Source organism: Bacillus sp. FSL L8-0358 (genome assembly GCF_038593095.1).
GTDB classification, from domain to species: domain Bacteria; phylum Bacillota; class Bacilli; order Bacillales; family Bacillaceae; genus Bacillus; species Bacillus subtilis.
In genome coordinates this window covers 3,063,191-3,085,267 of sequence record NZ_CP151962.1, presented here as the reverse complement: position 1 = coordinate 3,085,267, position 22,077 = coordinate 3,063,191, and the positions used below count along the sequence as shown (strand labels likewise).

Here is a 22,077-nt window from a genome sequence, read left to right as displayed (position 1 = left end):
AAAAAGAACTTCTTCCATTTTTTATTTTAAAACTTTTTTAAGCAGCCGATATATACTGTATCAAACCTGAAGGAGCAAGTGACATGAAGACTTTTATCAATTGGCTGAAGAAACCGTCTATTTCAAAGAAATTAATCGTCTCATTTATTGCGATTCTCATTATCCCTATCCTTATATTAGAATTTAGCTCTTACCGAAGCGCCAGCGGAAAGCTGGATCAGGAAATTATGGGAAATGCGAAAAACAGTGTCGATACATTTAATACAACTGTTACAAATGATCTGGGAGAAAAAGCGAAAGCAGTCACCTTTTTCAGTGAATCTCTTAAAAGATCCGCATTCAAAGGGAAATCAAATCAAGAAGAGATCAAAGCTAAATTTTCACAATATGTATCTATTAATCAAGGAGTAGCCAGAATTTATGGGGGCGCAGATAACGGCACTTACGTACAAGCGCCAAAAGAAAAATTGCCGGAAGGATACGACCCGAGACAACGGCCTTGGTACCAGGATGCGATGAAGGCCGGCGGTGAAATTGTCGTGACAGATCCTTACGTGGCTGCGAGTGACGGAAGCATGGTCATTACCATTGCACAGGAGCTGAAGGACGGATCTGGCGTTGTCGCCATGGATATTACCATTGATAAATTGTTAGAACAAATGAAACAAATCAAGGTCGGAAAAGAAGGTTATGCTTTCATTGCAACAAAAAACAAAACCTATGTCGCCCACAAGAACCATAAGGCTGGAGAAAAGCTTTCAGGCGACTGGGTAGCCAAAATGTATGCGAATGACAGCGGTGAACTCCAGTATACTCTTAATAACGAAGATAAAAAGATGACCTATACTACAAACGAACTGACTGGTTGGAAAATAGCCGGCACAATGTATATGGATGAAATTAAGGATGCCTCAAAGTCTGTGCTGACAACAGGAATGATTGTGCTGATTGCTTCCATTATGGCAGGCGGAATTTTAATTCTGTTTATCGTTCGTTCGATTACAAAACCGTTAAAACGTCTTGTTCAATCATCGAAAACGATCAGCAGGGGGGATCTGACCGAAACGATCGAAATCCATTCAAAGGATGAGCTTGGGGAGCTTGGGGAAAGCTTCAATGAAATGGGACAATCTCTCCGCTCGCTGATCAGCGCTATTCAGGACTCGGTGAACAATGTGGCTGCATCTTCCGAACAGCTTACCGCATCTGCCGGGCAGACGAGTAAAGCCACCGAGCATATTACGATGGCGATTGAGCAGTTCTCAAACGGAAACGAGGAGCAAAGCGAAAAGGTTGAATCCAGCTCTCATCAGCTGAACTTAATGAATGAAGGACTCCAGCAAGTCTCACAAACATCGTCAGATATTACAAAGGCATCTATCCAATCAACGGAAATCGCCGGAACGGGTGAGAAGTTTGTGCAGCAGACAGTTGGACAAATGAACTCGATTAATCAATCTGTTCAGCAGGCTGAAGCTGTTGTCAAAGGCTTAGAAGGAAAATCAAAAGACATCACAAGCATTTTGAGAGTCATCAACGGAATCGCTGACCAAACAAACCTGCTTGCACTAAACGCAGCCATTGAAGCGGCGCGTGCCGGAGAGTCAGGACGCGGCTTCTCTGTCGTAGCGGAGGAAGTGCGCAAGCTGGCTGTCCAATCAGCCGATTCAGCAAAAGAAATCGAAAAGCTGATCCAAGAAATCGTCGCAGAAATCGACACCTCTCTTCACATGTTTAAAGAGGTCAATCAGGAAGTACAGTCCGGACTTGTTGTCACAGACAATACAAAAGAAAGCTTCCAGAGCATTTTCAGCATGACAAACGAAATCGCGGGCAAGCTGCAGACGATGAATTCCACCGTCGAGCAGCTGTCAGACCGTTCACAGCATGTTTCAGCAGCAGTCAGCGGCATTGCAGACGTGTCGAAAGAAAGCTCGGCAAGCATCCAGGACATTGCCGCATCAGCTGAAGAACAGCTTGCTTCCATGGAAGAAATCAGTTCCTCAGCGACCACTCTTGCGCAGATGGCAGAAGAGCTTCGTGATCTGACGAAACAATTTAAAATCGAGTAAAAACCGAAAAACAGCGCTATCAAAGCGCTGTTTTTTTATATGGTAAACAATAATAAAGTCCTAGTTTAACAGGTGAATTTAGAACTATTTTTCATTTTTTCCTCCATTTTCAATGTAATTTAAAGGAAGATCCGCCGATATAATTTGTAAATTATTGAAAGAAGGTTCAAAAGGAAATGAAAAAAACACTCACCACTATTCGCAGATCATCAATTGCAAGGAGACTTATTATTTCTTTCCTGCTGATCTTAATTGTTCCGATAACCGCCCTTTCGGTTAGCGCTTATCAATCAGCAGTTGCCTCACTTGATGTACAGATGACGCAAAGCGCAAAGGAAAATGTTCAGATATTAGATCACATCATTGATGATAAAATCAGCACGACTGAAAAAAGCCTCGCGTATTTCAGCGATTGGGCTACAGCAGAAAAATTTCAGGATAAAAAGAAAACAGAGCTGAAACAGGAATTTAAACAATTTATCCAAATGAATGATAATGTCGCTGCGGTATTTTCAAGCGGCAAAGACGGGGAATTCACACGTTATCCGTACGCTGACATGCCAAGTGACTTTAATGCTTTGGAACGAGATTGGTACAAAGAAGCAATGGCCAATAAAGGCAAAACAATTGTCACTGAGCCTTATGAATCGATTTCATCAGGAAAAATGGTCGTCACCATCGCCCGTCAAACGGTGGATGGATCAGGCGTTGTCGCCATTGATATGAAAATTGATGACTTAGTCACTACCGCGAAAGGAATCCATATCGGAAAAGAAGGCTATGCTTTTATCTTGAACCAAAACAAGAAAGTCATCGCCTACTCCGGAGAAAAAGCGGGAACAGAGCTAAAAGGGGAGTGGGTTGATAAGCTCTACAAGGATAAAAGCGGGGACTTTGAATATACGTACAAAGGCAAAAAGAAAAAAATGACATTTGCAACAAGCGAAACAACAGGCTGGAAAATTAGCGGCACGATGTATGCAAACGAGATTCACGATGCTGCAAGCAGGGTTCTGATCATGGCTTCAATCGTTCTGGCGATTGCCATCGCAGCTGGAATGACGGCGATTTATTTTGTGATTCGATCCATCACAAAGCCATTGAGACGCATTGTCGCATCCGCTGAAAAAATTAGTGAAGGCGATCTAACCGAAACGATTGAAATCAATTCAAAAGATGAACTCGGCGTTCTGAGCGAGAGCTTCAATCATATGGCACACTCGCTTCGCTCGCTCATTCACGGGATCAAAGACTCAGTAGAGCACGTTGCCTCATCGTCTGAAGAGCTGACTGCATCGGCAGACCAGACAAGCAGAGCCACTGAGCACATTACGATGGCTATCGAGCAATTTTCAAACGGCAGTGAAAGCCAAAGCGAGAAAATAGAAACGACAACCGAACAAATTAATGAAATGAATGACGGATTGGCAGAGCTGGCGCGGGCTGCAGCAGTGATTACAGAGACATCAGCAGATTCAACAGAAGTGTCAAGTAAAGGGGAGACACTCGTCCAGAAAACAGCAGGCCAAATGAACACAATTGACCATTCCGTAAAAGCAGCGGAACAAGTGGTGAAAGGGCTGGAGATCAAATCAAAGGATATCACGAATATTTTGCGTGTCATCAACGGCATTGCGGATCAAACCAATCTTTTGGCTTTAAATGCCGCCATTGAAGCTGCCAGAGCGGGTGAATATGGCCGGGGCTTCTCAGTCGTCGCTGAGGAAGTGAGAAAGCTCGCGGTACAGTCGGCTGACTCAGCAAAAGAAATTGAATCGCTGATCAGTGAAATAGTAAAAGAAATTCACACATCACTGAACGTGCTTCAGTCCGTAAACAAAGAAGTTGAAACAGGGCTTGTCATGACGGATGAAACTAAACAGAGCTTCAAACATATATCGCAAATGACCAATCAAATTGCTTCCGAGCTGCAAAACATGAATGCGACGGTTGAGGAGCTGTCAGCGGGAGCTCAAGAAATTTCCGCAGCTTCAAATGATATCACAGCCATTTCTAAGGCAAGCTCGGATGGCATCCAAGATATCGCCGCTTCAGCTGAGGAACAGCTGGCATCCATGGAGGAGATTAGTTCATCTGCACTGACGCTTGAAAGAATGTCTGAAGAACTCCGTGATCTGACAAAACAATTTAAAGTAGATAAATAATAGGTCTAAAATACTATTTATTTATGGGAAATTAGTTACTTTTGTTAAATTTCTTCTTTTTTGCTGTATATATTTACCCATTTCCAGCCGATATGAAGGGTAGCATAAAAAAGGAGAAATGAATGATGAAAAAAATACTCCAACTCATAAAACAAAGATCAATTACACGGAAGCTTCTCGTTTCCTTTCTGTCGATCCTCATCATACCGGTTGTCATATTGGCGATCTTTGCGTATCAATCGGCTAGCAGCTCACTCGACAGACAGATGATGGGGAGCGCATTGGAAAATGTACAGCAATTAAACGAAATCATTAACACCAGCATCGGCGAAAAAGAAAACAGTGCTGCTTACTTCAGCGAATGGCTGACAAAAGAGAAATACAATGCAAAAAGCCATGCAAGCATTGCAGAGAAATTCTCACAATATATCAGCATTAACAAGGATGTAGAATCCATTTATACAAGTGACACAAAAGGGCACTTTACCCGCTATCCGGATCTTCCGATGCCAAGTGGCTATAATCCGGTTGAACGCGACTGGTACAAAAAAGCGGTTGCAAATAAAGGGAAAGTCGTGATCACAGACCCTTATAAAACCGCGTCGACAAATACGATGGTTGTGACAATCGCCCAGCAGACAAAAGATGGTTCAGGCGTTATCGCAATCAACATGACGATTGAAAATCTGCTGAAAACAACCAAAAAAGTCAACATCGGCACACAAGGCTACGCATTTATCATGACGAAGGACAAAAAAGTTGTCGCACACCCGAATGAAAAATCAGGAACTGAATTAAAAGGCGACTGGCTCGATAAGATGTTGAGTGCTGATAAAGGCGATTTTCAATACACCATGGATGGCGATAAGAAAAAAATGGCCTTTGACACAAACAAGTTGACGGGATGGAAGATCGGCGGCACCATGTATTTGGATGAAATCCATGAGGCAGCCCAGCCTGTCCTACACCTTGCTTTAATTGTCTTGGCCGCAGCTATTATCATAGGGATTATCGTCATGACTTTGATCATTCGGTCGATTACAACACCGCTGAAACAGCTTGTCGGTTCCTCTAAGCGGATCAGCGAGGGAGATTTGACGGAAACCATTGATATCCGTTCAAAAGATGAATTGGGCGAGCTTGGCAAAAGCTTTAACAATATGGCATCGTCACTTCGTTCTCTCATACACGCCATCCAGGATTCGGTAGATAATGTTGCCGCTTCCTCTGAGGAGCTCACTGCATCAGCTGCGCAAACGAGCAAGGCAACAGAGCACATTACATTGGCGATTGAACAATTTTCTAACGGCAATGAAAAACAAAACGAAAACATTGAAACGGCAGCAGAGCACATTTATCAAATGAATGACGGGTTGACGAATATGGCTCAAGCTTCTGAAGTGATCACTGATTCATCTGTTCAATCGACAGAAATTGCAAGTGAAGGCGGCAAGCTTGTTCATCAAACCGTCGGCCAAATGAATGTCATTGACAAGTCCGTTAAAGAAGCGGAGCAAGTCGTACGCGGATTGGAAACGAAATCGAAAGATATTACAAACATTTTGCGTGTGATCAACGGCATCGCAGACCAGACGAACCTGCTTGCCTTAAACGCAGCAATTGAAGCAGCGCGCGCAGGCGAGTACGGCCGCGGCTTCTCCGTTGTAGCGGAAGAAGTAAGAAAACTGGCAGTACAGTCAGCAGATTCAGCAAAAGAGATTGAAGGATTAATCATCGAAATTGTGAAGGAAATCAATACATCACTCGGCATGTTCCAATCTGTCAATCAAGAGGTGCAGACAGGACTTGACATCACAGATAAAACAGAAATGAGCTTCAAACGCATTTCTGAAATGACGAACCAAATCGCCGGCGAACTGCAAAATATGAGTGCGACGGTTCAGCAGCTTTCTGCCAGCTCCGAAGAAGTTTCGGGAGCGTCTGAGCACATTGCATCGATTTCAAAAGAAAGCTCAGCGCATATACAAGATATCGCGGCGTCAGCTGAAGAGCAGCTAGCTTCCATGGAAGAAATCAGCTCGTCTGCAGAGACCCTTTCCTCTATGGCGGAAGAGCTTCGGGATATGACCAAACGATTCAAAATCGAATAATAAGCCTTAACACCCAAGCTTGTTGCGCTTGGGTGTTTTTTTTAGTTTTTTTATTAAACCTTTTATCCTAGTTTGACGATATTAGATTTATCTTAAAGGAGGAGTCAACGAGAATGGGAAAATTCATACAATGGATCAAACAGCCATCGATCAGCAAACCGCTAATCGCTGCGTTTCTGGCAGTGCTTATTTTGCCGGTTGGGGTTTTAGCATATTTCAGTTATCAATCAGCTTGGAATGCGTTAGACAGAGAGCTCATAAGCAGTGCGAAGGGAAATGTTGAAGAACTAAACAGTACGCTGCAAAATAAATTAGAAGATAAAGTAAAAGCAATAGATTATTATAGTGAGACTGTCGATAAAGACATATTGCTAGGCAAAAACAAAACATTACTGAAAGAGAAATTTAAGCAGTACACGACACTTAACGACGATGTAGGCGCAATCTATGCTGCTTCAGAAGATAAGAAGCTTTATAAATATCCGGATAGCGGTGTTCCGAAAGGCTTCGATCCGACAGGACGTGACTGGTACAAACAGGCGGTTGCGGAAAAAGGACAAGCTGTTTTCTCAGAACCGTATACCGATGAAGCGACAGGAGATATCGTTGTCACAATTTCAAAACAATTAAAAGACGGTTCAGGGGTTATAGCGCTGGATTTAAACCTGGATGAAGTGCTTACTGCATCAAAAAGAATCAAAATCGGTAAAGAAGGCTTTGCATTTATTACGACTGGCAACAAAAAATATATCGCCCATCCGACCATTAAGCCGGGGACAACCGGTTCCGGCGATTGGACAAACCAAGTATATTCCAAAAAAGAAGGCTCATTTGAATATACATTCGAAGGCAAAGAAAAGAAAATGGCCTTTACGACAAATAAACTGACTGGCTGGAAAATCGCGGGCACATATTTTGTCAGTGAATTGCAAGATGCTTCAAGCCCGGTGCTGAACACTGCGGTTATCATTCTATGCGTGTCAATTGTAATCGGCGGCATACTCATACTCTATATTATCCGTGCCATCACCAAGCCGTTAAGAAAACTTGTCTCAACGTCTGCAAAAATCAGCAGCGGAGATCTCACAGAAGTCATTAACATTCACTCGAAAAACGAGTTTGGCCAGCTTGGCGAAAGCTTTAATGAAATGTCTGCATCATTGCGTTCTGTAATCGGCGTTATTCAAACGTCTGTAGAAAACGTTGCTTCATCTTCTGAGGAGCTGACGGCAAGCGCAGCCCAAACAAGCAAGGCAACTGAACATATTACACTTGCCATCGAACAGTTCTCAGATGGCAACGAGGCACAAAGCGAGAAACTGGAAACAAGCTCAAATCATCTTTCTCAAATGAACGAGGGGATTTCAAAAGTGGCTCAGGCCTCTTCAACCATTACGAAATCATCGATTCAGTCCTCTGAGGCAGCGGGCAGCGGAGAAAAGCTGGTGGAGCATACAGTCGGCCAGATGAAAACAATTGACCAATCCGTTCAAAAAGCGGAAGCGGTTGTAAAGGGCCTTGAAACAAAATCGCAAGACATCACAAGCATCTTGAATGTGATTAATGGCATTGCTGATCAAACCAACCTGCTTGCATTAAATGCTGCGATTGAGGCGGCAAGAGCGGGAGAATACGGAAGAGGCTTCTCAGTAGTTGCGGAAGAGGTTAGAAAACTTGCTGTACAATCAGCAGACTCCGCCAAGGAAATTGAAGGATTAATTCAAGAGATTGTCAGGGAAATCAGCACCTCACTTTCGATGTTCCAATCCGTGAATCATGAAGTGAAAGAAGGCTTGCAGATTACGGATCAAACAGCGGAAAGCTTTAAACAAATCTATGAGATGACTACCCAAATTTCCGGCGAATTGCAAAACTTGAATGCGACGGTTGAACAACTGTCAGCCGGATCACAGGAAGTGTCAAGTGCTGTTGAAGATATTTCTGCAGTGGCGAAAGAAAGCTCAGCAGGCATTCAGGATATCGCAGCTTCGGCTGAAGAACAGCTTGCGTCTATGGAAGAAATCAGCTCTTCAGCGGAAACGTTGGCAAACATGGCGGAAGAACTTCAGGACATTACGAAGAAATTTAAAATTGAATCTTAATAAAACAAGAAAGCGGCATATCTGCTGCTTTCTTTTTTGTTAAAAACAAAAATAAACAAAAACAATTCAAAAACAAACGGAAATCATATATAATGAAAACGGATACAAATAAAAGGGGATGGAGGAATATCAAATATGGTGAAACATATATGGGATTCAGAGCGAGCTGCACAGCTGCCTAAAGGTGTAGAGGAATTGGTGTACAGGTCCAATCTGATCGGGTCAGACCGCACTGTCTGCAACTGGGGCGGGGGGAATACATCTATGAAAACAACGGAAAAGGATTTTAGAGGCCGTGAAATAGAAGTCATGTGGGTAAAAGGAAGCGGTTCGGATTTGGCAACAATGAAAGCGCATAACTTTACCGGTTTGAAATTAGATGATATCCGCCCGCTGATTAAAAGGGACCAAATGCCAGATGAAGAAATGGTAGATTACCTGTCTCATTGTATGATAGACAGCAAACATCCCCGCCCTTCAATTGAAACGCTATTACACGCTTTTCTGCCATACAAACATGTTGATCATACCCATCCAGATGCGATTATCAGCATATGCTGTGCAGATAATGGAAAACAAATCGCTGAAGACATTTATGGAAACCGGTTTGTATGGGTGCCATACGTCCGTCCTGGATTTACTTTGTCTAAAATGATCGCTGAAGGCGTAGCAAACAATCCCCACGCCGAGCTTGTATTAATGGAGAAACACGGCTTAGTCACTTGGGGAGAGACGTCTGAAACATGTTATCAAAAAACGATATCCATCATTCAAGAAGCCGAGCAGTATATTAACGATCGTATCAATCAGCATGAGGTATTCGGAGGCAAAAGGTATCAGCCGCTGCCGGAGGATAAAAGAAAACAAATCTTGGCAGGCATCATGCCTGTGATCAGAGGAGCAGTAAGTGAAGAAAAGAAAATGATCCTTTCCTATGATGATCATGACGACGTCTTGGAATTTGTAAACAGTGTCCAAGCGCCAGCACTTTCGCAAATCGGTGCGGCATGCCCGGATCACCTTGTTCACACAAAACGGGTTCCGCTGTACATTGATTGGAATCCGGAAACTCAAGATGTGCACAAGCTTGCGGATCTGATCAAGTCAGGAGTCGAGACCTTTACATCAGAGTATCAGGCTTACTTTACACGCAATCAGCAGGATGGGGATCAAATCTTTGAATCCGCCCCGCGGGTGATATTGATTCCTGGAATTGGAATGGTGAATACAGGAAAAAGTTATGCCATGTCTAAAGTAAGCGGGGCTTTATATCGGAGGGCCATCGCCGTGATGAAAGGAGCAACCGCTCTGGGGCAATTTGTTTCTTTACATGAAAATGAATCCTACCATGTCGAATATTGGCCGCTCGAACTATATAAACTCACGCTGGCCCCGCCGGAAGCAGAATTTTCCCGAAAAGTCGCGTTGATAACTGGAGGAGCCGGCGGAATCGGCAGTGCAGCATGCCGCCGATTTGCAGCTGAGGGAGGGCACGTGATCGTAGCTGATCTGAATATAGAAGGTGCACAGAAAATTGCCGGGGAAATAAACGATGCATACGGAGAAGGACGGGCAATGGTTGTCAAAATGGATGTGACAAAGGAGGAAGACGTACAGTCAGCTTTTGAACGAGCGGCGCTTGCTTACGGCGGCATTGATATCGTCGTCAATAATGCCGGGCTGGCCACATCAAGCCCATTTGACGAAACAAGTCTAAAAGAATGGAATCTTAATATGAATGTTTTAGGAACAGGCTATTTCCTTGTAGCCCGTGAAGCGTTTAAACAGATGAAACAGCAAAATAGAGGCGGAAGCATGGTATTTGTCGGATCGAAAAATTCGGTTTATGCGGGCAAAAACGCCTCTGCCTACAGCTCTGTTAAGGCGCTTGAAACCCATTTAGCAAGATGCATCGCAGCAGAAGGTGGAGAATTCGGCATTAGGGTCAACTCCGTTTTGCCTGATGCAGTTCTTCAAGGATCGGCAATCTGGGGTTCAAGCTGGCGGGAGGAACGAGCCGCGGCGTACGGGATTGAACCAGATCAGTTGGAGGAACATTACCGGAAACGTACAGCATTGCTCGTCAATATTTACCCGGAGGATATTGCCGAAGCCATTGCATTCTTCGCTTCTTCCAAAGCCGAAAAAACAACGGGCTGCATGATTACGGTAGACGGCGGCGTCCCTGCTGCTTTTACGCGTTAGAAATATGCTAAGATAAAAAATATAAGATGGACTACGATATGAGGAAGGGCGTTACTGATGCTAGTAGCAGAACGGCAGCAAAAAATAGTGGAAATAGTGAATACGCGTTCAAGCATCCGCGTTTCCGAATTAAGTGACATATTTTCAGTCACAGAGGAAACCATTCGGCGTGATCTTGAAAAGCTTGAAAAAGAACATAAACTGAGCCGGAGCCACGGAGGAGCGGTCAGTATTCAGCAGAAGGAATCAGAAATTCATTTTTCTGAACGGGAAATCACGAATGTCATCGAAAAAAAAGCTATCGCTCACGAAGCGGCCAAATATGTAAAAAGCGGAGACCGAATCATTCTCGATGCAAGCACAACCGCCTGGTACATGGCGAAAATACTCCCAGACATTGAGCTCACCGTGATTACAAACTCAATGAAAGCAGCTATTGAACTCAGCAATAAAGAAAACATATCAGTCATTTCAACAGGCGGCATTTTGCTGGAAAAATCATTATCATTTGCCGGCCCGTTAGCAGAGCGTTCACTTGAGACCTATCATGTCAATAAAACCTTTCTGTCATGTAAGGGATTTGACGTACACAATGGGATGAGTGATTCAAATGAGTGGCAGGCGCTGCTCAAAAAACGGATGATCGAAAGGTCGGACCAGACCATTTTGATGGCCGATTCAAGCAAATGGGGGAACCGCGAGTTTTCACATATAGCCTCGCTGCAAGATGTCAGCCGCCTAATTACGGATTCTGGACTTGATCCGGCATCGGTAAAAGCTCTTGAGGACAAAAAGGTGAAGGTGACAGCTGTTCCTCTTTCGAAGAGAGGGTGAAAGAATGATTTATACTGCCATTGATATAGGCGCATCAAGCGGGAGAATCATGGTAGGTGAACTGAATGAAGGGAAGCTTAACATACAAGAGATTCATAGGTTCGCTAACGGTTTCAGTCAAAGAGACGGGCATTGCTTTTGGGATATTGATCATTTGCTAAAACAAATCCTGCAAGGACTGCAAAAAGTAAAGACGCTTGGGTATGAACACTGCACCGTAGGCATTGATACATGGGCAGTTGATTATGTCTTACTGGACGAAAAAGGCGATCGGTTGCGGGAAGCAATCTCCTACCGTGATAGAAGAACAGATCACACAATAGACAAACTGGAACATATCCTCTCAAAAGCCGCAATTTATCAAAAAACAGGAATACAATTTCAGCCTTTCAACACGATCTATCAATTGTATGAAGAAGACCGTGAGCTGCTGAAAAAGACAGACAAAATTATGATGGTTCCTGATTATTTAGGCTATTGTTTAACCGGAAAAGCTGTAACGGAAATCACAAACGCGTCCACAACACAGCTTTTAAACGCCTCAACGGGAAATCTTGATCCTGAATTGCTTGAAGCCGTGTCCGTTCAGGAACAGCAATTTGCGCCGCTGACTGAACCGGGGTGTGAGCTCGGGAAGCTAAGAAATGAGTGGTTCCCGGATTATGATCTCCCGGCGTGCAAGGTGATGACAGTCGCAACACATGATACGGCCTCGGCCGTCATTGCGGCGCCAGGCGTACATGATGGCTGGGCGTATATCAGCAGCGGAACATGGTCGTTAATCGGGATTGAAAACAAAACACCGATAATAACTGATCTTGCTTTAGAAAACAACTATACAAATGAACGCGGCGCAAACAACACCATTCGCTTTCTCAAAAACATTATCGGCATGTGGGTGATACAAGAAGTCAGACAGCAGTTACAAGCAGATTATTCTTTTCAGCAGCTTGCAGAAGAAGCCGAAAAAACAGAACCATTCCAGCAATTTATAAACTTAAATGATAAACGATTCCTGAATCCAGAAAACATGATAAAGGAAATACAACATTATTGCAGACAAACCCGCCAAAAGACTCCTCGCACTGCAGGCGAACTTGCCTGCTGCATCTACAGCAATTTAGCCATCATCTATGCGATTGCCATCAAAGAGCTGGAAACGATCACAGAAAAACAGATTCAGCAGCTTCATATCATCGGCGGCGGAGCCCGAAATGACTTCTTAAATCAATTAACGGCAGACATGAGTGGAAAAGCGGTATATGCAGGGCCGATAGAGGCAACTGCCACCGGAAATCTTTTGATGCAAATGATTGCTGCCAAAGAAGTCAAAGACATAAAAGAAGCCCGGCAAGTCGTCAGAAATTCCTTTCCGATCAAAGTGTTTACACCTAAAGACATTGACAGAAGCACGATCATTCAGTCCTTTCAGCAAACTGTTTTGAAAGCGCTATCTCAATGATGAAGAGGTGAAAAGGTTTGAAAAGAAAAGCCAGTATCATGTTTGTCCATCAAGACAAGTACGAAGAATACAAGCAGCGGCATGATGACATTTGGCCTGAGATGGCCGAAGCACTCAAAGCTCATGGAGCACACCATTATTCCATTTTTCTAGACGAGGAAACAGGCAGGCTTTTTGCATATTTAGAAATAGAGGATGAAGAGAAATGGAGAAAGATGGCGGACACAGAAGTTTGCCAAAGATGGTGGAAATCGATGTCGCCATTAATGAAAACAAATTCGGATTTCAGTCCTGTTTCGGTAGATCTAAAGGAAGTTTTTTATTTGGATTAAAAAACTGATAAAGGGAGAGAGCCGTATGACCATAAAAACCAATTATGACAGTGCAAAACAGGCATATGAAAAATGGGGAATTGATGTTGAAGAGGCGCTTCGGCAATTAGAGCAAGTGCCCATTTCGATCCACTGCTGGCAGGGTGACGATATTGAAGGCTTTGAAGTAAATAAGGGCGAGCTTTCAGGCGGAATTGACGTGACCGGCAATTATCCCGGAAAAGCGCAAACTCCTGAAGAATTAAGAAGAGATTTGGAGAAGGCTCTTTCTCTCATTCCTGGAAAGCACCGCGTAAACCTGCATGCGATATACGCAGAAACAAACAGGGAAGCGGTAGAACGTGACGAATTGAAGCCGCAGCATTTTGAAAACTGGGTGAAATGGGCAAAAAAACTTGGTCTCGGTTTAGATTTTAATCCAACCTTGTTTTCGCATGAGAAAGCGGCTGACGGACTCACCCTTTCACACCCTGATCCGGACATCAGAGAATTTTGGATCAGGCATTGCATCGCGTGCCGCCGTATCGGGGAATACTTCGGGAAAGAATTAGGAACACCTTGCTTGACGAATATTTGGATTCCCGACGGCTATAAGGATATCCCGAGTGATAGGCTGACACCGCGTAAAAGACTAAAAGAATCACTGGATCGGATCTTCGCAGAGGAGATCAGTGAACAACACAATCTTGATTCAATCGAGAGCAAGCTGTTCGGGCTTGGCTCCGAATCATATGTTGTCGGATCTCATGAATTTTATTTAGCTTATGCTTTGACGAATCATAAGCTTTGTTTACTTGATACAGGCCATTTCCATCCGACTGAGACGGTATCAAACAAGATCTCGTCCATGCTGCTTTACACAGACAAGCTTGCCTTGCACGTATCGCGGCCTGTTCGTTGGGATAGCGACCATGTAGTGGTTTTGGATGATGAATTGAGAGAAATCGCTCTTGAAATTGTACGAAATCATGCTCTTGAGAAGGTCGCCATCGGTCTGGATTTTTTCGATGCCAGCATTAACCGTGTAGCCGCCTGGACCATCGGAACGAGAAATATGATCAAAGCTTTATTGTATGCCCTGCTTCTCCCGAACGGCTATTTAAAACAATTGCAGGAAGAGGGCCGCTATACAGAAAGGCTGGCCCTGATGGAGGAATTCAAAACATATCCTTTCGGAGCCATCTGGGATTCCTACTGTGAGCAAATGGGCGTTCCGGTAAAAGAGGCATGGCTTCATGACATCAAAGAATATGAACAACAGGTGCTTTTAAAGAGGAAGGCATCTTCTCCGATTGTCTAATAAAAAATCCGCCGCGGCATTTGCACGCGGGCGGATTTTTTTAAGCTTGATCAGCAGGGTATACAATCCCCATTTGCTTTCTTGCTTCTTCCATAATTTTTGCGGTGGTCAAAGACCGTTCAAATGTATTTTCTTCAGATTCCAGCTTATTCTCTTTTATGAGCGTGACAAATTCTTCTGCTTCATAGAACATCGCCGGTTTAGGATCAGGGATCGCGATGTTTTCAAGGCGGCCGTCCCGGTAGCGGATTTCAACACGTTCAGGCCGGTGAATCGTATCGATTACAATCGTCCCGTCTTCACCCTGGATTTCCGCTGGGGCATAGGAAGTAGAGATTTTGGAATGCATCAGAACAGCTTCGAACCCGTCGTAAGACAGAATGACAGTTCCTTCTCCGTCCACTCCTGAAGATAAAGCATATCCGTTTGCTTTTACATCCTTTGGCTCGCCAAACAACACAACAGCCGGATAAATACAATAGACGCCAATATCCATTAATGACCCATTGGAAAGCTCAGGCTGAAACGCATTCAAAACAGTTCCGTTTCTGAACGCGTCATACCGTGAGGAATACTGGCAGTAGCTTGCGGTAAATCTGCGGACAGTGCCGATTTTATGCAGGTGTTTTTTCAGCTCTTTGAAATTCGGCAGGAAAGTGGTCTTCATTGCTTCCATGAGAACAACGCCGTTTGCCTTAGCCGCTGAGATCATCTCTTCTGTTTCTTTTGTATTCGAAGCAAACGGCTTCTCACAAAGCACATGCTTGCCATGGTTCATAAAGAGAACGGCTTGTTCCTTGTGAAGAGCGTTCGGGCTCGCTATGTATACGGCATCAAAGCAATCGCTCGCCGCCATTTCCTGAAGGTCTGAGAAGGCATGCGCAGCGTTGTGTTTAGCAGCAAACTCGGCAGCGCGTTCAGCCGATCTTGAATAAACAGCAGTCAGCTGAAAATCTTCGATATCCGCTGCTGACTCAAGAAAGCGGTCTGTAATCCAGTTGGTTCCTATTATTGCAAAACGTATCACTCGTATCGCTCCTTTTGTATGATATAGCTAAATTATAGCTTAAATAGAATAAAATCACATGATAGATATAAATAGAATGTTAAAACCGTGAAAGCTTTTCCAGCAATTAACGGTTTTTATTTTTCATTATAGGGACGATAGTGTACAATTTAATTAAACTATGTATGACGGAGGAACGATAGTGGAGACGTTGCAAACATGGAGCGGCAGATTCAAGCGATTCTTCTTGGACAATAAGTTTGTTTTATTTTTGCTTGTGCTGCTGCTGATTGGTTTAAATATTCTAGTATTTACAAAAACATCATTTATTTTCACCCCGATTATTGTTTTGCTCAAAACGATATCACTTCCGATTATTTTGACAGGCATTGTTTTTTATCTGTTAAACCCGGTCGTCGATTTCCTTGAGAGAAGAAGAATAAGAAGAATCTATTCTATTTTACTGTTGTATCTATTGATTATTGGGCTGATCACGATCACAATCGTGTCCATCATTCCCTTTTTAAAAGAACAAATTATGAGTTTAATCGACAACATCCCAAGATATGTGGATATCGTTGAAAATCAGACGAAACAGCTGATCGGTAGCAACTTCGTCAATCAGGCCCAGCAAACGACGAACATCAATATATCTGATCTCGCAACAAAGGTTTCAGATCAGGCAGCGACAATTGTGAACAGTACCTTTACCGGCGTTGGGAATTTTATCGGCGCCCTGACTGAGATTATCATTTCAATCGTTACGGTTCCGTTTATCCTTTTCTATTTGTTAAAGGACGGAAAAAAATTGCCGGTCTACATACTGAAGTTTGTTCCGACGCAATTGAAAGAACAGACATACACAGTCTTAAGCGAAATGAATCATCGGTTAAGCTCTTATATCAGAGGCCAGATCATTGTCAGCTTCTGTATCGGGTTTTTGCTGTTTATCGGTTATTTGATTATCGGGCTGGATTATGCTTCATTGCTAGCCGTCATTGCGGCTTGTACTAGCATCGTTCCATATTTAGGGCCAACGATTGCCATTACGCCTGCGATTATCATTGCCATAGTGACATCGCCGCTCATGCTGCTTAAATTGGTGATCGTTTGGACCATTGTTCAGCTGATTGAAGGGAAGCTGATCTCTCCGCAAATTATGGGAAAAAACCTTCACATCCACCCTATCACAATTATTTTTCTGCTGTTAACAGCTGGCAAACTGTTTGGCGTTGTTGGAATCATTCTTGCCATTCCGGGCTATGCAGTTGCCAAAGTCATTACGACACATTTATTTGACTGGTTTAAAATGCGGTCACATTTATACGACGAAGAAAAAAATGAAAATACGCCGGGTCATAAAGTGTGATTTTCGTTTATAGTTATATAAGACGGGCTTTCCATTTATGGAAAGCTCCCGTTATGTAAAAAAATAAATGTCTAATGGGGAGAATCAAAATCATGACTCTATGGGAATTGTTTGTAGCCGCCATTTTAGGAATCGTAGAAGGATTAACAGAGTACGCGCCGGTTTCTTCGACAGGACATATGATTATAGTAGACGACATCTGGCTTAAATCAAGTAATCTGATGTCAGAAGAAGCTGCTAACTCATTCAAGGTGGTTATTCAGCTAGGCTCCATTTTAGCAGTAGCTATCGTGTTTAAAGACCGAATTTTAAACTTACTCGGCTTGAAAAAAAACATTACAAGCGACCAGGAGCAGGGACATAAATTAAGCATTGCCCAAATTGCCGTCGGACTCGTGCCTGCAGCTGTTCTCGGCTTTTTGTTTGAAGATTACATTGATGAATATTTATTTTCTGTCAAAACTGTGGCCATCGGTTTAATTGCCGGGGCAATCCTGATGCTTTTTGCTGACTGGGTCAATAAGCGGAAAACAGCGACAGACACTCTCGACCGTATTTCCTATAAACAGGCGATAGCAGTCGGCTTATTCCAATGTCTTGCCCTTTGGCCGGGTTTCTCGCGTTCGGGTTCAACCATTTCCGGCGGTGTTATTCTCGGATTAAACCACCGAGCGGCAGCCGACTTTACGTTTATTATGGCGATGCCGATCATGATGGGAGCCAGCTTTCTAAGCCTCGTGAAGCATTGGGACAGCTTAAGCTCGGATCTGATGCCATTTTTCATCGTCGGCTTTATCTGTGCCTTTGTGGTCGCACTGTTTGTCGTCCGTTTCTTCTTAAGGCTGATTAACAAAATCAAACTTGTCCCATTTGCAATCTATCGAATTATTCTCGGTGTGATTTTACTTTTGATCATGATGTAAGTCGAAAAATAAGGCTCTTTTCCGAGCCTTATTTTTTCTGTCAATTCGAGAGGAAACAGCTTGTTTTTCAAAAAAAAATCATCTATAATAAACATGACGTTACATACGGGGCCATAGCTCAGCTGGGAGAGCGCTACGCTGGCAGCGTAGAGGTCAGGGGTTCGAGCCCCCTTGGCTCCATACCTTTAAACCCTTATTCGATAAGGGTTTTTTGTTTTGAGGAAAAGGTTCATTCTCTGAATCCTACAGTTGAGCGAAGTCAAAGTGAGCAGTTTATCTGTCAATCATGAATTTTTCAATACCTCCTTTTGTTCCTCAAAGACCGTCATGTCTTCCAAAGGGGGGGAGTAGACATGAAGAGACACCATTCGTTCGGATGTCGGATTGGACATTTTGTGAATTAAACCTTTGGTTGAAATAAGGCATTCTCCTTCGTGGACAAAGTATGAATTGGAGAGTTCTGCGTGTTCGCCGGCTGAGCGATAAATAGAATTAAGAAGCTTTCCTTCTAGCACCATTGCACAACCAATGGATTGACCATGATCGTGTACTGTCGTCTCCTTGTTTGGCGGAATGTTAATCACGATAATTTCCAATTCATTATTTCGATAGATGGCATTTCGGCCGTAAGCGTACTGGTCTGGTTCCTTAATATACGGTTGACTCAATTTTGCTGCGTTTGGAATTTGTTTTAAAGATGTTGCTAAATCTTTAACCGATGGATTTTTTAAGCCGCTAAAAATGTCTTGGATACACTCATACAGTTCCATTCGTTTTTGCCTCCCAGAATATTTAAAATTTCCTTACATTGGTATTTCATAGGTTAATTCATGGTATTTACCCATATACAATTTAGAGGCGGCAAACGCCCAGTGAACACAAAAAAATGTGCGGCCAAAATGTTGTCTTATCACCAACTTATTCGAGTTTATTAGTTGGAATAGTGGATTGAAAGGATTAAAACGGCCTGATTTAATTCGCTTGAGGGAACGAGCAGGGATTCATAAGTGCAGTTCTAGACACAATATCGGGGAAAAGCTTTCTATGTTGTGCTTGAAATTTACTCCATTGACAAAACACAATCGATTTGAAATAATATTTGATTATATGCTCATTCATTCACATAATTATAATAAAATAATATCATTTCCCCTGAAAGGGATAATATTAGAATGAAAGCTAATGGTATGCAAAATCTATTAGCTTCTTTTGTTTTCAAAAAATGATGTGTTTCGCATGTATTCATATAGGAAGGAATGACAACATGAAGACAAAACACTATTGGGTGATTTCTTTGCTCGCCGTCTTAGCGGTCGGGCCGGGATTGATGTCTAACACGGCATTGTCGTCAGTTCAAGGCCTTGTTCAGAAAGCGGTTGGAACAAGTGTCTTCACATCAGTAAATCCGATATTGATCGGCAATATGGCCTTTACCTTGTTAGTTCCGGCAGGACCGCTGCTGAGGAAAAAATTCGGTGCTCGTCCCGTCTATCTGGCTTCATTACCTGTCTTTATACTAGGCTCACTGCTCATCGCATGTTCAGGCGATATTGCATGGATGGCGGCAGGGCGCTTTTTACAGGGGGCGGCAACAGGCGTCATGCTGATGATTATGATTCCAATGCTTGTACTGTCATTCCCGATTGAACGCAGGAACTATGCACTGCTTGTGCTGATCGGGGGATTCTATGGTTCTGTTATCATCGGCACAATCCTGGGAACCATTGCAACAAGCTGCGGGCATTGGAGATGGCTGTTTTTCATCTTTGGCACCTTGTCCCTGATCGGTGTCGCGGTGAGCTATTTCTTTCTCCATGACGAGCATCACGGAGCGGCGGATCAAGAACAGCCGCTTGATCGTGCGGGAATTCTTTTATCTGTTTTCCTTGCCGCAGCCTCAGCGGTTTCATTCATTTTTCTGCAAAAATGGGGGCTGTCATCGGGTTATGTAAGGATTGGTTTCGGGGTGACGTTATGTTTGCTCATTGGTCTATTGATTGTGGAATATAAAGTGAAAAACCCCTTCATATCTATTAAACTGATGCTGCTGCCAAAACCGGTGCTTGGCTTATTGATCATAGCTGCAGGGACGATAACGGTAGCTGTCAGCCTGTCTGCTTTTCAAGGCTTGCTCCGTCATATGTATGATATTTCTCAGGAGCATCTCATTTTTTTAAACTTGACTCTTTTAATCGGAGTGGCGATCGCGGCCATTTTGAGCGCTCTGTTATATGATAAAGTCGGACCAGGGATGCTCGGTATTATTGGCGGACTTATTCTCGTCTTTGTGAATTTTCAATGGCTGCATATACAGGATCGATCATCTCTTTATATGTTCGCAGCACTGTTTATCATGCTTGCAGCGGGAACAGGCCTGACAGTCGCCGCAGGGCTGATGGGAGCTGCCATGGGAGGCCCGCTGCCTGATTTGGTCAAGAGAATGACAGCTGTTCAGTTTTTAAGATTGTTTGTCTATATGGGAGTTCCCATTCTCATCGGCTTTTTCACGAAAAAAGATGCTGCCAGACAAAGCGGTTCGGTACAGGATTCTATGATGACTGCTTATCATGATCTCTTCTTCATTTCTTTTATCCTTAGCGTGCTGCTCGTCTGCTTGTCATTTTGTATGAATGCCACTGGAATGGGGCACAAGCTGGCACATAAACCACATGATAAAGCGAAAACAGCTCCGGAAAAACAGGCCGTCTCAGCACAAGGTTTGTCGAAGGCAACCGTCAATTCATATAAAGTAATAAATGATACGGAATATCGGAATGCACTCAGAAATTTACAAAAATAGATACATGGTAAAAACCTTTTCATTGAGCGAAAAGGTTTTTATTTTGCAATCTTTTCCCAACTTTATCCCTAAAGAATTGAAAAATATTAGAAGTGCAAGTAAAATTCTAAAAGGTAGATTCTTTTACATTCGTAATCTTTTAATTCGAAGGAAGGTTTTCATGGCCCGTAAAAAACTTAAAAAACGTAAACTCTTGATTTCACTATTTTTCCTTGTATCGATTCCGCTAGCTCTGTTTGTTTTAGCGACAACTTTATCAAAACCGATTGAAATATCCAAAGAAACTGAAGAAATCGATGAACAGCAAGTGTTTATAGACAGTCTGTCCGGACATGCCCAAATTTTGTATGAAAAATACCATGTTCTCCCCAGCATCACAATTGCTCAGGCCATTCTCGAATCGGACTGGGGGAACAGTGAACTGGCTGCTAAGGCCAACAACCTTTTTGGCGTAAAAGGGAATTATAAAGGCCATCATGTCACGATGGAAACGGACGAAGTTGAAAAAGGGAAAAGAAAAACCATTCGCGCGAAGTTTCGAAAATACAGCACGTTTTTTGAATCTATGGATGATCACGCCCAATTGTTCGTCCGTGGCACATCGTGGAATAAAAAGAAGTATAAACCGGTGCTTGAGGCAGGGAATTATAAGGAAGCGGCAACCGCCCTGCAAACATCAGGATATGCTACAGATCCTGACTACGCTGACAAAATCAGCGCTATTGTGGAAAAATACGATTTAGATGAGTACGATGAGGTAAATCCATCCCTCAAATCTGTGGATTTAAACGCCTCTATTAAAGACAGTGCCGTTCAAGATGTATGGTCCAAGCCTTCTACTGATGATCGGTCCATAAGGCTTACCTCTGCCCAATCTTACGTCGGCAAAGACATAAAGGTTGTGTCTAAAAAACAGAAAGGCCAGTCTGTATGGTACCAATTCCAAATCAATGATAAACTTATTGGCTGGATTGATGATTCAGCTGTTGAAATAAAGGAGGCAACCTAAGCCCTTTTTACTGGTATTTTTAATTCTTTGTTCCATTCTGGGGAATTTGAGGTATAATATTCCACGGAAGTTATCACTTTTTAACTATGCTTTCGGGAGGGAACAAAGGTGCAGAAATATAGACGCAGAAACACGGTTGCCTTTACAGTATTAGCTTATTTTACTTTTTTTGCGGGAGTATTTTTGTTTAGTATCGGACTCTATAATGCTGATAATCTGGAACTCAATGAAAAAGGTTATTACATCGCTGTTATGATACTTGTAGCAGTTGGTGCGATTCTTACACAAAAAGTAACCCGTGATAACGCGGAGGATAATGAAATCATCGCGGAACAGGAAAAAAGACAAAAACAATCTCATATCGAATCATAAAAAAATCCGGCGACT

16 protein-coding genes and 1 tRNA gene are annotated in these 22,077 nt (G+C 43.1%); 15 read left to right on the top strand and 2 right to left on the bottom strand.

The window, feature by feature from the left end; genetic code table 11:
* Positions 1–83: 83 nt before the first annotated feature.
* From mcpB to rhaA, 9 genes are all read left to right on the top strand, one after another.
* The gene (gene mcpB / locus NYE49_RS15925) at positions 84–2,072 is read left to right on the top strand and encodes a methyl-accepting chemotaxis protein McpB (RefSeq protein ID WP_123373903.1); all 1,989 of its coding nucleotides are present in this window, start codon (positions 84–86) and stop codon (positions 2,070–2,072) included.
* A gap of 176 nt (positions 2,073–2,248) precedes the next feature.
* On the top strand, positions 2,249–4,237 hold the full coding sequence (gene tlpA / locus NYE49_RS15920; RefSeq protein ID WP_123373904.1) for a methyl-accepting chemotaxis protein TlpA: 1,989 nt from the start codon (positions 2,249–2,251) through the stop codon (positions 4,235–4,237).
* Between the two features lie 125 nt (positions 4,238–4,362).
* A complete protein-coding gene (gene mcpA, locus NYE49_RS15915) occupies positions 4,363–6,348 on the top strand; it encodes a methyl-accepting chemotaxis protein (protein ID WP_342411025.1) in 1,986 nt (661 codons plus the stop codon).
* Between the two features lie 113 nt (positions 6,349–6,461).
* Positions 6,462–8,450: a methyl-accepting chemotaxis protein TlpB gene (gene tlpB, locus NYE49_RS15910; protein ID WP_047183092.1), complete on the top strand. Its 1,989-nt coding sequence runs from the start codon at positions 6,462–6,464 to the stop codon at positions 8,448–8,450.
* Positions 8,451–8,585: 135 nt separating this feature from the next.
* Positions 8,586–10,655 (top strand): bifunctional rhamnulose-1-phosphate aldolase/short-chain dehydrogenase, encoded by a 2,070-nt coding sequence (locus NYE49_RS15905; protein ID WP_047183091.1) that lies wholly within the window; start codon positions 8,586–8,588, stop codon positions 10,653–10,655.
* Positions 10,656–10,712: 57 nt separating this feature from the next.
* Positions 10,713–11,489 carry a rhamnose catabolism operon transcriptional regulator RhaR gene (rhaR, locus tag NYE49_RS15900; RefSeq protein ID WP_181220077.1) on the top strand — a complete coding sequence of 259 codons (777 nt, stop codon included), beginning with the start codon at positions 10,713–10,715 and terminating at the stop codon, positions 11,487–11,489.
* A gap of 4 nt (positions 11,490–11,493) precedes the next feature.
* Positions 11,494–12,951: a rhamnulokinase gene (rhaB, locus tag NYE49_RS15895; protein WP_342410419.1), complete on the top strand. Its 1,458-nt coding sequence runs from the start codon at positions 11,494–11,496 to the stop codon at positions 12,949–12,951.
* Between the two features lie 17 nt (positions 12,952–12,968).
* Positions 12,969–13,283: an L-rhamnose mutarotase gene (gene rhaM, locus NYE49_RS15890; RefSeq protein ID WP_015384478.1), complete on the top strand. Its 315-nt coding sequence runs from the start codon at positions 12,969–12,971 to the stop codon at positions 13,281–13,283.
* A gap of 25 nt (positions 13,284–13,308) precedes the next feature.
* The gene (rhaA, locus tag NYE49_RS15885; protein ID WP_047183090.1) at positions 13,309–14,583 is read left to right on the top strand and encodes an L-rhamnose isomerase; all 1,275 of its coding nucleotides are present in this window, start codon (positions 13,309–13,311) and stop codon (positions 14,581–14,583) included.
* Between the two features lie 40 nt (positions 14,584–14,623).
* On the opposite strand, the gene iolU is transcribed toward rhaA, so the two are convergent.
* Positions 14,624–15,610 carry a scyllo-inositol 2-dehydrogenase gene (gene iolU / locus NYE49_RS15880; RefSeq protein ID WP_047183089.1) on the bottom strand — a complete coding sequence of 329 codons (987 nt, stop codon included), beginning with the start codon at positions 15,608–15,610 and terminating at the stop codon, positions 14,624–14,626.
* Between the two features lie 181 nt (positions 15,611–15,791).
* On the opposite strand from iolU, the gene NYE49_RS15875 reads away from it, so the two are divergent.
* The 3 genes from NYE49_RS15875 to NYE49_RS15865 all read left to right on the top strand — a co-directional run bounded on the left by NYE49_RS15875 (position 15,792) and on the right by NYE49_RS15865 (position 18,061).
* Positions 15,792–16,958: an AI-2E family transporter gene (locus NYE49_RS15875; RefSeq protein ID WP_024571881.1), complete on the top strand. Its 1,167-nt coding sequence runs from the start codon at positions 15,792–15,794 to the stop codon at positions 16,956–16,958.
* 92 nt (positions 16,959–17,050) lie between these two features.
* On the top strand, positions 17,051–17,881 hold the full coding sequence (locus NYE49_RS15870) for an undecaprenyl-diphosphate phosphatase (protein WP_014477785.1): 831 nt from the start codon (positions 17,051–17,053) through the stop codon (positions 17,879–17,881).
* Between the two features lie 107 nt (positions 17,882–17,988).
* Positions 17,989–18,061 (top strand) — tRNA-Ala (locus NYE49_RS15865).
* A 104-nt stretch (positions 18,062–18,165) separates the two neighbouring features.
* Here the strand turns inward: NYE49_RS15865 and cdoA are convergent.
* Positions 18,166–18,651 carry a cysteine dioxygenase gene (cdoA, locus tag NYE49_RS15860; RefSeq protein ID WP_015384474.1) on the bottom strand — a complete coding sequence of 162 codons (486 nt, stop codon included), beginning with the start codon at positions 18,649–18,651 and terminating at the stop codon, positions 18,166–18,168.
* A 494-nt stretch (positions 18,652–19,145) separates the two neighbouring features.
* On the opposite strand from cdoA, the gene NYE49_RS15855 reads away from it, so the two are divergent.
* The 3 genes from NYE49_RS15855 (at position 19,146) to NYE49_RS15845 (ending at position 22,062) form a co-directional block, all read left to right on the top strand.
* Entirely contained in the window at positions 19,146–20,681 is a 1,536-nt protein-coding gene (locus NYE49_RS15855) for an MFS transporter (protein ID WP_047183088.1), read from the top strand.
* A 160-nt stretch (positions 20,682–20,841) separates the two neighbouring features.
* Positions 20,842–21,690 carry an exo-glucosaminidase LytG gene (lytG, locus tag NYE49_RS15850; RefSeq protein ID WP_003228938.1) on the top strand — a complete coding sequence of 283 codons (849 nt, stop codon included), beginning with the start codon at positions 20,842–20,844 and terminating at the stop codon, positions 21,688–21,690.
* Positions 21,691–21,798: 108 nt separating this feature from the next.
* Positions 21,799–22,062, top strand: a complete 264-nt coding sequence (locus NYE49_RS15845; RefSeq protein WP_047183087.1) for a YiaA/YiaB family protein — start codon at positions 21,799–21,801, stop codon at positions 22,060–22,062.
* Positions 22,063–22,077: the final 15 nt, after the last annotated feature.

Excerpts from the sequence above, each read along its gene's own strand:
- NYE49_RS15855 (WP_047183088.1), top strand. The coding sequence starts at position 19,146 with ATGAAGACAAAACACTATTGGGTGATTTCTTTGCTCGCCGTCTTAGCG.
- mcpB (WP_123373903.1), top strand. The coding sequence starts at position 84 with ATGAAGACTTTTATCAATTGGCTGAAGAAACCGTCTATTTCAAAGAAA.
- tlpB (WP_047183092.1), top strand. The coding sequence starts at position 6,462 with ATGGGAAAATTCATACAATGGATCAAACAGCCATCGATCAGCAAACCG.
- NYE49_RS15870 (WP_014477785.1), top strand. The coding sequence starts at position 17,051 with ATGACTCTATGGGAATTGTTTGTAGCCGCCATTTTAGGAATCGTAGAA.
- NYE49_RS15905 (WP_047183091.1), top strand. The coding sequence starts at position 8,586 with ATGGTGAAACATATATGGGATTCAGAGCGAGCTGCACAGCTGCCTAAA.
- rhaB (WP_342410419.1), top strand. The coding sequence starts at position 11,494 with ATGATTTATACTGCCATTGATATAGGCGCATCAAGCGGGAGAATCATG.
- rhaA (WP_047183090.1), top strand. The coding sequence starts at position 13,309 with ATGACCATAAAAACCAATTATGACAGTGCAAAACAGGCATATGAAAAA.
- lytG (WP_003228938.1), top strand. The coding sequence starts at position 20,842 with ATGGCCCGTAAAAAACTTAAAAAACGTAAACTCTTGATTTCACTATTT.
- mcpA (WP_342411025.1), top strand. The coding sequence starts at position 4,363 with ATGAAAAAAATACTCCAACTCATAAAACAAAGATCAATTACACGGAAG.
- tlpA (WP_123373904.1), top strand. The coding sequence starts at position 2,249 with ATGAAAAAAACACTCACCACTATTCGCAGATCATCAATTGCAAGGAGA.
- rhaR (WP_181220077.1), top strand. The coding sequence starts at position 10,713 with ATGCTAGTAGCAGAACGGCAGCAAAAAATAGTGGAAATAGTGAATACG.
- cdoA (WP_015384474.1), bottom strand. The coding sequence starts at position 18,651 with ATGGAACTGTATGAGTGTATCCAAGACATTTTTAGCGGCTTAAAAAAT.